The sequence below is a fragment of the Pseudomonas sp. KBN10P06128 genome, from assembly GCF_037574945.1.
GTDB classification, from domain to species: domain Bacteria; phylum Pseudomonadota; class Gammaproteobacteria; order Pseudomonadales; family Pseudomonadaceae; genus Pseudomonas; species Pseudomonas aeruginosa.
Window position 1 is genome coordinate 3,090,107 of sequence record NZ_JBBELR010000001.1, and the last position, 13,867, is coordinate 3,103,973.

General features: G+C 66.9%; 13 protein-coding genes. 2 read left to right on the top strand and 11 right to left on the bottom strand.

The features are described 5' to 3' along the window. The first annotated feature begins 25 nt into the window (after positions 1–25). Positions 26–2,389: a DNA polymerase II gene (locus VQ065_RS14700; RefSeq protein ID WP_340080524.1), complete on the top strand. Its 2,364-nt coding sequence runs from the start codon at positions 26–28 to the stop codon at positions 2,387–2,389. Between the two features lie 3 nt (positions 2,390–2,392). On the opposite strand, the gene VQ065_RS14705 is transcribed toward VQ065_RS14700, so the two are convergent. The 3 genes from VQ065_RS14705 to VQ065_RS14715 all read right to left on the bottom strand — a co-directional run bounded on the left by VQ065_RS14705 (position 2,393) and on the right by VQ065_RS14715 (position 5,115). Continuing rightward, entirely contained in the window at positions 2,393–3,061 is a 669-nt protein-coding gene (locus VQ065_RS14705) for a hypothetical protein (protein ID WP_003088131.1), read from the bottom strand. Continuing rightward, entirely contained in the window at positions 3,045–4,454 is a 1,410-nt protein-coding gene (locus VQ065_RS14710; protein WP_003088133.1) for an alpha/beta fold hydrolase, read from the bottom strand. The genes VQ065_RS14705 and VQ065_RS14710 overlap by 17 nt, the downstream gene beginning before the upstream one ends. Before the next feature lie 373 nt (positions 4,455–4,827). Next, positions 4,828–5,115 (bottom strand): hypothetical protein, encoded by a 288-nt coding sequence (locus VQ065_RS14715; protein ID WP_003088136.1) that lies wholly within the window; start codon positions 5,113–5,115, stop codon positions 4,828–4,830. A 165-nt stretch (positions 5,116–5,280) separates the two neighbouring features. Between VQ065_RS14715 and VQ065_RS14720 the strand changes: the two genes are divergently transcribed. Next, positions 5,281–5,667 (top strand): hypothetical protein, encoded by a 387-nt coding sequence (locus VQ065_RS14720; RefSeq protein WP_003115740.1) that lies wholly within the window; start codon positions 5,281–5,283, stop codon positions 5,665–5,667. Positions 5,668–5,680: 13 nt separating this feature from the next. Here the strand turns inward: VQ065_RS14720 and VQ065_RS14725 are convergent, their stop codons facing one another. The 8 genes from VQ065_RS14725 to VQ065_RS14760 form a co-directional block, all read right to left on the bottom strand. Further along, positions 5,681–6,304 carry a glutathione S-transferase family protein gene (locus tag VQ065_RS14725; RefSeq protein WP_003088140.1) on the bottom strand — a complete coding sequence of 208 codons (624 nt, stop codon included), beginning with the start codon at positions 6,302–6,304 and terminating at the stop codon, positions 5,681–5,683. Positions 6,305–6,392: 88 nt separating this feature from the next. Beyond that, positions 6,393–6,782: a hypothetical protein gene (locus tag VQ065_RS14730; RefSeq protein ID WP_003088144.1), complete on the bottom strand. Its 390-nt coding sequence runs from the start codon at positions 6,780–6,782 to the stop codon at positions 6,393–6,395. Next, a complete protein-coding gene (locus VQ065_RS14735; protein ID WP_003088145.1) occupies positions 6,779–7,516 on the bottom strand; it encodes a hypothetical protein in 738 nt (245 codons plus the stop codon). Before VQ065_RS14735 ends, VQ065_RS14730 begins: the two co-directional genes overlap by 4 nt. Next, positions 7,513–9,942, bottom strand: a complete 2,430-nt coding sequence (locus VQ065_RS14740; RefSeq protein WP_003088146.1) for a penicillin acylase family protein — start codon at positions 9,940–9,942, stop codon at positions 7,513–7,515. Before VQ065_RS14740 ends, VQ065_RS14735 begins: the two co-directional genes overlap by 4 nt. Positions 9,943–9,967: 25 nt before the next feature. Beyond that, positions 9,968–10,591 (bottom strand): 2OG-Fe(II) oxygenase, encoded by a 624-nt coding sequence (locus VQ065_RS14745; RefSeq protein WP_003088147.1) that lies wholly within the window; start codon positions 10,589–10,591, stop codon positions 9,968–9,970. A gap of 16 nt (positions 10,592–10,607) precedes the next feature. Continuing rightward, a complete protein-coding gene (locus VQ065_RS14750) occupies positions 10,608–11,882 on the bottom strand; it encodes a fatty acid desaturase (RefSeq protein ID WP_003088148.1) in 1,275 nt (424 codons plus the stop codon). An 18-nt stretch (positions 11,883–11,900) separates the two neighbouring features. Next, positions 11,901–13,070: a hypothetical protein gene (locus VQ065_RS14755; RefSeq protein WP_003088150.1), complete on the bottom strand. Its 1,170-nt coding sequence runs from the start codon at positions 13,068–13,070 to the stop codon at positions 11,901–11,903. Positions 13,071–13,075: 5 nt separating this feature from the next. After that, positions 13,076–13,843 (bottom strand): sterol desaturase family protein, encoded by a 768-nt coding sequence (locus VQ065_RS14760; protein ID WP_003102692.1) that lies wholly within the window; start codon positions 13,841–13,843, stop codon positions 13,076–13,078. Positions 13,844–13,867 lie beyond the last annotated feature (24 nt).

The window sequence follows — 13,867 nt, forward strand, 5'->3', positions numbered from 1 at the left end:
GGATGCGAGAGATTCGGGGTCGATGGTGGAGTTACTGCAAGGGTTCGTCCTGACCCGGCACTGGCGCGATACGCCGGCCGGCACGGAAGTCGCGTTCTGGCTGGCCACCGAGCAGGGCCCGCGGCAGGTGCGGCTGCCGCCGCAGCCGTCGGTGGCGTTCGTCCTCGCCGAGCAGCGCGGGCGCGTCGAGTCCCTGCTCGCCGGGGAGACTGGCGCCGAGCTGCGGCCGCTGGCGCTGCGCGACTTCCAGCAGCGGCCGGTGCTCGGCCTGTACTGCCAGCAGCATCGCCAGCTGATGAATCTGGAGAAACGCTTGCGCCAGGCCGGCGTCGAGGTGTTCGAGGCCGATATCCGGCCGCCGGAGCGCTACCTGACGGAGCGCTTCATCACCGCGCCGGTCAGCCTGGAGGCGAGTGTCGAGGCTGACGGCAGCCTGCTCGCCCGGCGCCTGAAGCCGGCTCCGGACTATCGCCCGCGCCTGCGCCTGGTGTCGCTGGACATCGAGACCAACGCCCGCGGCGATCTCTACTCCATCGCCCTGGAAGGCTGCGGCCAGCGCCAGGTATACATGCTCGGCCCGGCCAACGGCGATGCCGCGGCCGTGGATTTCCGCCTCGACTATTGCGACAGCCGTGCCGGGCTGCTTGAACGTCTCAACCAGTGGCTGGCCGAGCACGATCCCGACGCCATCATCGGCTGGAACCTGGTGCAGTTCGACCTGCGCGTCCTGCATGAGCATGCCCAGCGCCTGAAGGTGCCGCTGCGCCTGGGGCGCGGCGGCGACGAAATGGGCTGGCGCGAGCACGGCAGCCGCAACAACCACTTTTTCGCCGCGGCGGCCGGCCGCCTGATCATCGATGGCATCGAGGCGCTGCGCTCGGCGACCTGGAGCTTCCCCTCGTTCAGCCTGGAGAACGTCGCCCGGACCCTGCTCGGCGAAGGCAAGGCGATCGACAATCCATACCAGCGGATGGACGAGATCGATCGCATGTTCGCCGAGGACAAGCCGGCCCTCGCGCATTACAACCTGAAGGACTGCGAATTGGTGACGCGGATCTTCGCCCGTACCGAACTGCTCGACTTCCTCCTCGAACGGGCCACCGTCACCGGCCTGCCGGCGGACCGCAGCGGCGGCTCGGTGGCGGCCTTCACCCACCTGTACATGCCGTTGATGCACCGCGCCGGCTTCGTCGCCCCGAACCTCGGCGAGAAGCGTCCGGAAGCCAGTCCCGGCGGCTTCGTCATGGACTCGCGGCCGGGCCTCTACGAATCGGTGCTGGTGCTCGACTACAAGAGCCTGTATCCGTCGATCATCCGTACCTTCCTGATCGACCCGGTTGGCCTGGTGGAAGGCCTGCGCCAGCCGGACGACGAGCACTCGGTGGAAGGTTTTCGCGGCGCCCGCTTCTCGCGTACCCGGCATTGCCTGCCGGCCATCGTCGCACGGGTCTGGGAGGGCCGCGAGGCGGCCAAGCGCGAACGCAACCAGCCGCTCTCGCAGGCGTTGAAGATCATCATGAACGCCTTCTACGGGGTGCTGGGTTCCAGCGGCTGCCGCTTCTTCGACCCGCGCCTGGCCTCGTCCATCACCCTGCGCGGGCATCGGATCATGCGCCGTACCCGCGAGCTGATCGAGGCCGAGGGCTATACGGTGATCTATGGCGATACCGACTCCACCTTCGTCTGGCTCGGCAGCCCCCGCGCCGAGGAGGAGGCCGCGGCCATCGGCCGGGCGCTGGTGGCGCGGGTCAACGACTGGTGGCGCGAGCACCTGAAAGAAGAATTCGGCCTCGACAGCGCCCTCGAGCTGCAATTCGAGACCCATTACCGGCGTTTTCTCATGCCCACCGTGCGCGGCGCCGAGGAGGGCAGCAAGAAACGCTACGCCGGCCTGGTGCGCCGCGCCGACGGTGGCGAGGAGATGGTCTTCAAGGGCCTGGAGACCGTGCGCACCGACTGGTCGCCGCTGGCCCAGCGCTTCCAGCAGGAACTCTACCTGCGCATCTTCAATCGCCAGCCCTACCAGGACTACGTGCGCGATTACGTACGACGGACCCTGGCCGGCGAGCTGGACGACCTGCTGGTCTACCGCAAGCGCCTGCGCCGGCGCCTCGACGATTACCAGCGCAACGTGCCGCCGCATGTGCGCGCGGCGCGCATCGCCGACGACTACAACCTCGAGCGCGGGCGCCCGCGGCAGTACCAGAGCGGCGGCTGGATCAGCTACGTGATCAGCGTCGCCGGTCCCGAGCCGCTCGAGGCGCGGCGTTCGGCCATCGACTACGAGCACTACGTGGGCAAGCAGTTGCAGCCGGTGGCCGACGCCATCCTGCCGTTCGTCGGTGATGATTTCGCCACTTTGGTCGACCGGCAGATGGCACTGTTCTGAGGCTCATTGGCGGATGAGCCGCTGGTCCAGCTGGCGCAGCCGTTCCCGGTCGAGGTTGCGCGGCAGGACGAGAGTGTCCGAGCCGTTGGTCAACGGCGATTCCAAGGGCCTGTTGAGTGGGATGACGATACGCTCGGCGTCGTAACGGATTTCCTTGGCGTCGGTCAGGCCCTGCTTCTGTAGTTGATGGATGGCTTCGAGGCGGGCGTCGGCGTCGGCTGCGCTGGGCGCCGATTGCATGACCTTCAGGTAGATGTCCAGTGCCTCCCGGCCATTGAACGGACCTTGCCCCAGGTGCTTCACGAATACCCGGTAGACGCCTCCCACCGCGCGGCACAGGCGGCTGTTGCCGTTCTGTGCGGCGATGTCGGCCTGCAGCCTGGCGTCGCACTGCTGCTTGCTCATGTTGCGGGCTTCGGACTTTTCGCTTTGCGCGCAGTAGGCGCTGCCGTAGAGGTCGCCGTCCTTGTCGCAGCGGCCGTAGCAGATATCGTGCAGGCGGCAGGCCTCGCTGAGCGAGCAGCCCGCGACGTCGTCCGGAACCAGATACTGGGTGAAGCCGGAGCCGCAATAGGTGGCCTTGTCTTCGGCGGCGCTGGCGGCGGGCGCCATCCGCGGGGCGAGCAGAACGACGGCGAAGCCGATCAGGAGCAGGCTAGAGAGGGTTTTCATAGAGGACGTCCTGTTCGCTGCGGGTGCCGGGTTCCGAGAGTTGCCGTTGCAGCCGCCGGTGCATGGCCGTGGCTTTGAGGTAGTGGAAGTCGAAGCACTTGCCGAACGAGAAGTTCTTCCGCACCGGGTCGTGGCACTCCCGGTAGTAGGAGGCGCCAGCCGTACGTTCGTAGATGGCCTTGCTGACGGCGGTGGCCATGAAGGCGATCACCTGGTCGTTGAAGATATCGTTGTGGTCGGCGATGAAGGACTGCGAGGTGTAGATGAAGTTGACCGGCTCGTTGCTGTAGCAGGGCATGCGCGGCAGCGCCGGATCGGCGTTGCCGCCGTCCGCGCTGCAGAAGCTCCTGAAGCGCCATTTGCCGATATCGGTGTCGTCGATCACCCGTGGTTCGGGCGGTCTTGGCGCGCAGTTGTCGCTGCCATCCGGCAGCGGGCACTCGCGGTCGATCAGCAGGGCGGTCCGATACAGGCTGTAGTTGCCGAGGGCGGTGGTATCCAGGTCTTCTTCCCGGAGGCGATAGCGGGTTCCGTTGTAGGTCCTGTCCAGGTCCACCTGGCTCCAGGTGAGGTTGACGCCGACCCATTGGCCGAGCGGGAAGGCGAAGTGGGTGGCGCTGTCGCCGTGCGAACTGATGACGTACAGCAGCGGCGGCGGCTGGGTTCCCAGGGCGCCGACCTTGAGGCTGTTCTCCTTGAGCAGCAGGCCCTGATTGGCCTCTATCGCCGGATTCAGCATGATTACCGCGTCGCCGAAGGCGCGTATCCGCTGACCGTCCTGCAGAGCCAGCAGGCGTTCGAGCAACGGGTCGTGAAGTGCGCCGAGGGTGATTGCGCCGCCGAAGCTGTGGCCGACGATCACCAGATAGTTCCTGTCCTTGCGATCGATCCGTTCCAACTGGGCGAGCAACTCGGCGACGCCACCCCGGCCGACTTCCTCGGCGACGGCCTTCCTGTCCCAGTAGGTCAGGTTCTCGCTATACAGGCCATGCATCGACTTGCCCCGCCAGCCAACATAGAGGCCGACCAGCCTGCGTTTGCCCAGCACCCCGGAGGAGGCGAGATTGGCGAGTGCCTTGTTGAAGCTGGCGACGTTGCCGTCGTCCCGTCCCGCGTTGTGCTTCCAACCGTGAATGAACACCACCATGGCGATGTCCTCCCGGGCGGAGTAGCGCTTTAGCTGGTCGATCAGGCGTTGCGTTCTGGCAGGCGCGAAGTCGTTGCCGCGCTCGCTGTATTCGACGAAGCCGATCTCGTAGTTCGGATGGCGTTCGTAGTAGCTGTCGCTGCAAGGCCGCATGTCGGCGCAGGTCGATTCGCTGTCATCGCGCAGCGGGGCGTTGGCGGCGCAGCCTGCCAGCAGGCAGGCTGCGAGAAGGGCGAGTATTTTCATGACGATTCCCGCGTGGAGATTCTTTTCCGGCGCGCCAGAACTCGACCGGTCGCTACCCGTTACGCAGGCCGGTCGGTACGCTCTGGCGCTGTCGGTGCCCGTGTCGCCGGCCGGGTGCTGTCATGGGGGATGGGAGAGCGCAGGCGGAGAGGTCGTCCCGCGAAAGGCTGGGGAGGCGTGTGTCAGGGTCCCCTGGAAGCGGGCCTGGGATATCCCGGAAAGGCTCGTCGTGGGGCGAACTGTCGAAGACGTTGACATGCTGAACCACCACTTCCGTGTCTGTTCTGCAACTGTCTATAGACCGCCGGGGGATGGGTGTCAAAGTGCCACTTCGCAGCCTTCCGCATGGTGGATGGCTGCGAAGGAGAGTCGATCAGGCCAGTTGCGCCGGGTCGAGCATGTCGCTTTCGAAGGTCATCCAGCCGCCGTTCTCGCTGGCCGCGCCGTCGAGGATCGGGCCGTAGTAGGTGAGGCCGATGGTCAGGCTGAAGCAGATGTGGGTAGCGTTCTCCGGGGCGTCCAGCTGGCCTTCGAAGTGCAGCTTGAGCACGCCCGGCTCGACGCTTTCCAGGCCGATGGCGACGTTCGGGTTGTCCACGGCCTCGCTTTCGCGGCCGCGTTGCTCGGCGCTGACGGTGAGGGTCACGGTGTCTCGGTACATGTCTTGCTCCAGTTGGCGTGGGGCCGGCGTCGCCAGCGCGGCGGACAGACTACTGGCAGACGCGCCGGCTGGCCAGTGTTGGCTGCGGTAGGCGCCGCGCGGGGCCTGGGAATCATTCGCCGGCGGCGCAGTCCAACTGCGCATCACCAACCAACCCCCGAGGGGATGATGAAGCTACCCGTGCTCGCTGTATTGGGCGCCGCGCTGCTGTTGAGCGCCTGCGCGAAGAAGGAGGCCGAGGCCTGTGCCTCGCCGGACGTGAAGGACCAACTGATGCGGATCTTCCTCCAGGGCGCGATCACCGAGCGCTCGCCGGAGTTCAAGGACAGCGCGCTGCGCGACGTGGCGATCCTCGAGAAGGATCCCGACAGCGGCGTGCTGTCCTGTGTCGGCACCCTCAGCGTGCCGGCCGGCCAGCAGGTGGTCGAGGGCGTCCTGCAATATCGCATCGCCCCGGTGGCCAAGTCCGACTACGACTACCTGCTGCTGGATACCGCCGGCGCCAACACCACCGCCCTGGCGCAGCGCCTGAACAAGGCACTCGGCCAGTGATCGCGCGCCTCGCTCAGGGTACGCCGTTGCGGCCGTGGGCGAGGAAGCCGGGACGGGCGCCGAGGCGCTCGTAATAGGCGCGCACCGCTGGCAGCGACGGATGCTCGAACGGCGTCTCGTACCAGCGGTTGACCGACAGGCCGATGGCGATGTCGGCCAGGCTGAAGGTCTCGCCGGCGACATAGGCGCCGGTGCGTAGCAGTTGTCCCTCGAGGATTTCCATGAAGCCCGTCCAGCCGCGCAACGAAGCCTCCACCTGGGCCGCGTCGCGGTGCGCCGGCGACTGCCGGACCAGGCTCATGAAGGCATAGCTCCACGAGCGGTTGAGGTCGGAGGCCTGCCAGTCCAGCCACTGGTCGACCCGCGCGCGCGGCGCCGCCTGCTGCGGATAGAGGCGTTCGCCGGCATAGCGGTTGGCCAGGTAGCGGATGATGCTGTTGGATTCCCAGAGCACCAGTTCGCCGTCGCGCAGCACCGGCACCATGGCGTTCGGGTTGAGGGCGAGGAACTCCGCCGCGTGGGTGTCGCGGAAGCCGCTGCCCCAGTCTTCGCGGCGGTAGGGCAGGTCCAGTTCGGCGCAGGTCCAGAGCACCTTGCGCACGTTGATCGAAGAGGCCTTTCCGAGAATCTCCAGCATGGCGATGGCGCGTCCTTGGGCGGATAGGAAGGCTCCGAGTATACGGGCCGATCCCGCCGACGGGGAACGGCTCGAGCGGGGGCGCCGGTTAGGCGCCGCTGGCTTGCCGGCGACCCGGGCGGCGGCGCGCCCAGAGGGCGAAGTAGAGCCAGCCGATGACGAACGATGGCGCCACGCTCGCCAATGGATGCGGCGTGCCCGAGAGCCAGTGCAGCGCGGCCATCGGCGCGGTCAGCAGGAGCACCACCAGCAGGGGCGCCTGGCGTTGCGCAAGGCCGTGGCGGCGGCCGAGACATTGCAACAGGTACAGGCCGAAGCGCGTCGCCAGGAGACTCGCGGCGCCCTGGAGCAGGGCGGCGACGCCCATCCCGGCCAGGCCGCCGTCCTGGTTGGCATAGGCCGCCCAGGCGCCGTAGAGCACCGCGGCCGGCAGCGCCGCCAGCCACGGGTCGTCGGAGCGCTGCGCGAGTCCGCTCACCGGATGATCCTCTGCTGCACGTAGGGTTCGGCACCGGGCGCGAGGCGGACCATGCAGAGGATCTGGTCGCTGCTGCCGACGTGGGCGACGAAGTGGTCGTTGGTCCTGGCGTGGCTGGACATCGCCATGCGCGGGAAGAAATCCGGGGCGACGCTGCGTTGCCCGCCGGGTATCAGGCCGGTTTCCGCATCCAGGCGCAGGTTGGCGGACAGCGTGCCGACCACGTCGAGGGCCAGGTCGACCATGTCCGGGCTCTGGCGCGGCGCTTCCAGGTCCGGGTACAGCGTCGCTCCCGGGATCCGCGCGCTGAGGGCGCGGAACATGTTGTAGACCACCGGGTTGTAGGTCTTCGCCACGATCAGCGGCGGCAGCCCGCCGTTGCGCTCGCTGACCTGGCGCAGGAAGAACTGGTTGATCCGCTTGAACAGGCTGGTGCGGTGGTAGCGGTCGACCACCATCGCCGTCCACAGGTAGAGGAAGCGCGTCGAGCCGCGGACGAAGTCCTTCGCGCCCAGGATGCCAATGATCCGTTCGCCCTCCGGGTCGGTCGCCAATACCAGGTGGTCGTAGGTCTCGAAGATATCCGGCTGGTTGCCGAAGTATTGCAGCACGTCGAACTGCGGCATTCCCTCTTGCAGGTCGGCGACTATCTTGCGCTTGAAGCCCTCGGGGAACTGCCGTTCGCGGCTGGAGTAGTCGAGGTCGAAGGCGTTTTTCTGCGGATCGCTGGTCATGGTCGTGGCTCGCCGGAGGAAGGGGCTGAAGGGCGCAGGACCAACTGGCGGTCCGTCGCGTCGGGGGCGTCGTCGGCGATACGGATGTACGCGCCGCGGGCCCAGAGTTCGTTGAGGTCGGTGGCACCGTCGAACGGCAGCCCGGAGTTGCGGGTGGACAGCGCGTAGCGCGAGTTGTCGAAGTCCGCCAGGTCGATGACCATCCGCAGGGTCGCGGCGATCCGGGTGTTGAACGGGTTGACCGGGTCGCTGTAGTCGAAGCGCCCGACGTTGACGCTGAAGTTGTCGCCGCCCTTGTTGTTCTTCAGGTCGAACAGCGTGCGCAACGGGGTCTTGTGGAAGGGCACGTGCTCGGCGAGGGCGGCGTGCGCCTCGCCCCACTTCCAGCCGTCCGGCGCGCTTCCGTGGGCGGCTCGCAGTTCGTCGAGGGCGCTGCGCAACGACTGGTTCAGCTTGAGGTCGCAGCCTTGTTCCTGGCCGCACCAGAAGCGCAGGTCGGCCTGGCCGTCGAGGATCAGCCGGAGGAATCCGTCGTAGTTGCGCTGGTTCCAGCCGCTGGCCAGCAACTGCGTGCCGATCCTCGGTTGCAGCAGCTCGCGGGTGAAGGCGCGTACCCAGTAGCCGGCGATCAGTGGCGCGGCCAGGTCGGCGGCGGCCTGGTGGTTCCAGCCCTGGAGCAGGGCGAAGGCCTCGCTGGCGCGCAGTTCGGGGTCGCTGACCTGCTCCAGCATCTTCGGCAACAGGCTCGCCATCACGCTGGAGAACTCGTCGTTCTGCAACTCCAGGCTGTCTTCCAGGGTGCGCTGGCCGGGGCCGCCGAGCCACTCGCGGATGCGGTCGTAGCGGTAGGGCAGGACCCAGTCGTGGCCGAAGTCGAAGGCATTGTCGGGCGGCACGATGCGCTGGTTCGCCGTGGCGATGAACCCTTCGCGCGGGTTGAGGCTGCGTGGCTTGGCGCTTTCCGGAACGTAGCCGACCCAGTCGTAGCGGCTCTCCCAGCCGGGCGAGGGGGCCAGGCCATGGAGGTCGTCGTCGGCGCCGCGGAGCGGTACGCGACCGGCGGAGACGTAGCCGATGTTGCCCTCGACGTCGGCATAGACCATGTTCTGCGGCGGTACGCCGAAGTCGGCGGCGGCGTCGAGGAACTGTTCCCAGCCTTCGGCCCGGTTGATCGCCAGCAGGCTCGGGAAGGTCTTGTCGTGACGGTCGAGGCCGGTCCAGGCGAGGGCGATCACCAGCCGGTCGCGCTGCGCCTGCGGCAGCCGCGCCGGTTCGTAGATGTCGCTGATCACCGGGCCGTGGCGGGTGCTGCGGACCTCCAGCGAGACCGGCTCGCCGTCGCGCACGGCGATGCGTTCCAGGCGCGTCTCGAAGGGCCGGTAGCCGTCCGGGGTCAGGTAGCGCCGCGGGTCCTGGGGATCGACGCGCTCCAGGTAGGCGTCCTGGATGTGCGAGCCGGTATTGGTGTAGCCCCAGGCGATGCGCTGGTTATGGCCGATGACGAACAGCGGGGCGCCGGCGAAGTTGGCGCCGGTGAGGCTCAGGCCGGGGATCTTCAGGCTGGCCAGGTAGAAGGCCGCCGGGTTGGTCAGGCGCAGGTGCGGATCGTTGGCCAGCAGCGGCTTGCCGGTGGCGCTGCGGCTGGCGGAGACCACCCAGTTGTTCGAACCGATGCCTTCGACGTTGGAACCGGGCAGTTGCCCCAGCAGCTTGCCGGCGTCCGGCGTGCCGCGCAGGGAGCGGTACAGGCTGGCGTAGTCGCGGGTGGCCGGCGGCCGCTCGCCCGGATAGGGGGCGAACACCTCGTTGATCCGCGCCAGGTCCAGGTGCTCGGCCAGCGCCAGGCGCTGCAACTGCATGCCCAGGTTGGCGCTCAGGGTCCAGGAATAGAGCAGGTGCAGGGACAGGCTGTCCACCGGCCCCCAGGGCCCCGGCCGCTCGTGGCGCACCAGGCTGAATTCCAGCGGCAGCGCCGCCGGGGCCAGCTCCAGGTAGGCGTTGATCCCGTCGCTGTAGCGTTGCAGCAGGACGCGCGTGGGCGCGTCCAGGTTGGCGTAGATGCCTTCGGCGGTGCGTCGGAAGCCCAGGGTGCGGGCGAACCTGTCCATCGGCAGGGTCTTGGCGCCGAACACTTCGGAGAGCGTCCCGCCGGCATAGCGGCGGGCGAACTCCATCTGCCACAGGCGATCCCTGGCGTGGCTGTAGCCGAGCAGGAAATAGCCGTCCTCCAGGCTCTGCGCGCGGATATGAGGGACGCCGGCGGCGTCCCAGGCGATCCGCCCCTCGTGTTCCAGGCCATGGCCGACCTGGATCTCGCCGTACTTGAAGCCCAGCGGGACGGCCAGCAGGTAGACCGCGCAGGCCAGTAGCCCCAGCAGCAGGCCGCCGAGGGACAGGCGCCAGGCGTAACGTGCGTTCTTCGACATCGCTTCGAGTCTCCACGCCGACGGGTCAATAGACCCGCCGGTTCCGGTCCGCATGGCGACTGACGAAGAACACCAGCGAGACGCGCTCGCCGGCGGTCACCCGCTGGACCTCGTGGGGATAGCTGCAATCGCTGATGATCACCGAGCGCGGCTCCGGCTTGATGTCGTTGCGCAGGTTGCCGTCGCGGTCGTAGACCACGAACTGGCCGCCGGAGAAGTAGGTGCCGAGCTGCAGGACGATGGAGTACTGGTAGTCCGGGTTGCTGTCGGTATCCAGGTGCCGGCCGATGAACGAGCCGGCCTTCATCCGGTTCACCTGCATGCGCCGGACGTAGAAGGCGTCGTCGCCCATCAGCTTGCGGAACAGGCTCATCACGTTGTCGTTGCAGACGCGCGGGATGATCAGCTCCGACAGCGCATGGTTGACCACCGTGGGACGGTCGCGGTCGGTCATGAAACGGGCCACGTAGAGGTCGTTCTCCTCGTCGGCGTCGCCGATCAGGATCTTCTCCCACGGCAGGGTCGAGTTGGCCAGGACCTGGTTCATCAGTTCCCAGTCCTGCTCGTCGTAGAGCGCGTCGCTGGGGGTGATATAGGCGCAGCCGTTGGCTGCCAGGCTCTGGGTGATCTGGGCAATCTGAGTATTCATGGGGTTTCCTGTGTGATCAGGCGGTAGCCTGGGATGCGGGTTGGTTGGTGTGGGGCTGGTTGGCGGCATCGGTCTCCGGAGCGAGCCGGGCATGGTTCTCGCGGTACCAGTCGACGATTCCGAACGGGTCCGACTGGCCGCGGCAGAGGTGGTCGCGCAGGATCAGGAAGTTCTCCCACATGCCCCAGGTCTCGGTCATCGGGCCGAACTTCGAGGGGCGCGCCTCGTTGGCCGCGCGCTCCGGCGCGATGCGCCAGAAGTTCACCCCCGGCTTGCGGTGGTGGAAGTCGTGGCTGGGCAGGTCCTGCATGAAGGAGAACACCCGCAGCGGGATGTCGATCAGCAGCACGCCCAGGCTCCAGCGAACGAACGCCAGGGCGAAGGCCAGGCCCTGCTTGTCGGCCGGGTAGGGGCGGCCGAGGAAGCGTCCCCAGCTCAGCGAGCCGTAGTGCAGGAAGCGCGGCAGGCCGTGCTCGTTGCGGGCGAACCAGAGGTGCTCGGAGACGTGCTGGATCCACGACGAGTACTGGGTGAGGATGAAGATCGGGAACAGGTAGAACAGCGCGAACGCCTCCAGGTAGCCGCTGGCGTACACCAGGCCGAGCAGCGCGGCCCAGTAGAGCGCCCGGCTGACGCGCTCGTGGCGCGGGGCGGAGACGAAGCTGACGTCGAAGCGGAATTTCAGGTGCTCGAGGATCCGCGCCGGATGGAAGGGCGCGAGCACCAGGCGGGTCCAGAAGGCGCTCTCGGACATGCCCTTGTAGAAGCCGTGCTGCTTCATGAAGACCAGGTCGACGTCGTGCTCGGTATTGAAGGTGCGCACGCTGTGGTGTTCGTTCACGTGCAGCTTCACGTACTCGTCGCGCGGGGTGTGCAGGATCGGGATCGACAGGATCCACTTGCAGGTGAAGCGGGCCAGCGCCTTGTTCTCCAGGCTGGCGCCATGGGTGGTGTAGTGGAAGGTATGGAGGAAGCCGCGCTGGCGGTTGACCACCAGGCACATGATCAGCGCGCCCAGCAGGCACTTCAGCCACAGCGGCTTCTGCGAGGCGAGCAGTTGCTGGCCGTAGATCACCGCGAGGAAGAACACCGCGTAGCCCCAGCTGATGTGCAGGTAGAGCTGCCAGGGCTTGAGCAGGGTGTCTTTCGGTCGCCGCGGCGGGCGGTCGTTCAGCGACTTGCCGGTGACCCAGGTCCAGAACGGCTGGCAGGGCAGGTCCTTGTAGGTACGGCGCACGTCGATGCCGTATCCGTACTTGGAGTATCGGGTCTTGAACAGTTCATCTTGCATGGCGCAGGCGCTCCCTGGTTACAGGTAGTCGGTTCGGATGTAGAGCGTCGGGACGGTCGCGAAGAACGAGTAGAACGGCTCCATCCGGTAGTGATCGACGGCCAGCACGACGAAGTTGTCGAAGCGCTCGCCGAAGAGTTTTCCCATCAATGCGTACTCGGCGGCCTGGGAGACGAAGCTGGCCCAGATCTGCTCGCGCGACTGGCTGGCGAACCATTTTTCGTAGAGCGGCAGGCGCGACAGGAAGATCGATTCCAGGGCCGGGTAGTCCAGCCCGGTCTGGCCGTAGTCGCCCTGTTCCAGGCGCTGGACGATCTCGCCGTGGGCCCGGTGCCAGCCGTCCTCGCCGCCGCACATCTCGAAGAACGAGCAGGTCGCGGCCGGGCAGGGCAGGGCCCCGGCGATCCGCTCGAGCTGGCGCTCGACCTTGCCGAGGAAACCCTCGCGGGTCTCGCCGGTGGCGGGGTTGCGGTTGAACGACAGGTATTCGAACTCGCCGCCGAGGATCGCGTGGCGGATCTCCACCTGGCGCGCCCTGGCCAGCTCCGCCACCGCCTGCCCGGCGCTGACCAGCTTGGCGCCGGCCAGGCCGGGCTGGTCGCCGACTCGCTCGAAGGTGTAGCGCGGCTTGCCCTCGGCATCGCTGGAGTGCGAGTAGTCCGGGCATACCGCGCTCACCAGGTGCAACGGACGGCCTTCGCCAGCGGCGCGCTCCAGCGCCTCAACCAGGCCGCGCAGGGCCCGCTCGCTGGGCGGCATGACGTTGCCGGCGGCCAGCCAGCGCTCGATGTCGCGGGCGTGGCGGTCGAGCTGCGGGATGTCCGGATGCTTGAGTTCCAGCTCGCTCTTGGCGTTGACCGCATCGGCCAGGAGCAGGGTGGTCAGGGACGGGATGCGTCCCTTGCTCTTGAAGCGGTGGATGTTGGTGACCACCGAGTTGCCCTGGCGCAGCTTGAAGTCGAATTCCTGGTGGCGCGACTGGAGGATCAGGTAGAACAGGTAGTTGCTGAACGGCAGCTCGCGCGCGCCGTGGGAGATGCGCAGCTCCAGATACCTGCGTTTCAGTTCGCCGAGGCGCGTTTCCAGTTGCGCATAGGTATGGTCGGGGACCACTTCGGCGAGGGGGAGGCCATACGAGATGGATTTCAATATGTTCCGGCTGAGACGGGAATCGATGTCTGGAATCATGGCGTTCACCTGACGTCGGGCTTGACCAGGACGGGAGCGGGCTGGGTTTTTCCGGGGAGGCTGTGCACGTCGCGGAACAGCAGCATGTCGACGAACTGCTGCTCCTTGTCGCCGGCGAAGCCCTGCGGCTCGTCGATGCGGCGGGGGTTCTCGTAGGTGCCGAACAACATGTCCCAGATCGGGAAGTCGCTGTAGTTGCACTCGTGACGGTCGCGCTGGTGGTGGATGCGGTGCATCTCCGGGCGCTGGAACAGGTAGCCGAGGACGTGCGGGGTGCGCAGGTTCGAGTGGTAGAACATCTCGCCGAGCGCAGCGAACATGATGTAGTAGGCGCCGGCCTCGATGCTGATGCCCATCACCACGTAGGCGACGAAGCTGCCCAGCAGCGAGTTGAAGACCATCTCGGTCGGATGCTTGTAGAAGGAGGTGAATACCTCGATGCGTTGCGGCGCGTGGTGCAACTGGTGGAACAGCCGCCAGAGCGTGTCGTTGGCGTGGCGCGCGCGATGCCACCAGTAGGTGACGAAGGTGTTGACGAAGTAGGCGGCGAAGCCGGCCAGCAGTGGTGGCAGGGCATCCGAGGTGTGCAGCAGGCTGTGCCCCATCATCCATTTGTTCCAGGTGATGCCGGCGAGCAGGGCGATCGACACCTGGACGATGTTGAGGAAGATCACCCGGGCCACCCAGGTGCTCACCTTGGGCAATTTCCAGCCGGGAACCAACTGTTCCAGCATGAAGATGAATAGCGCCACTCCGATCAAGTAATAAATCATATTTATCTCCTCTTCCTTAGGGGC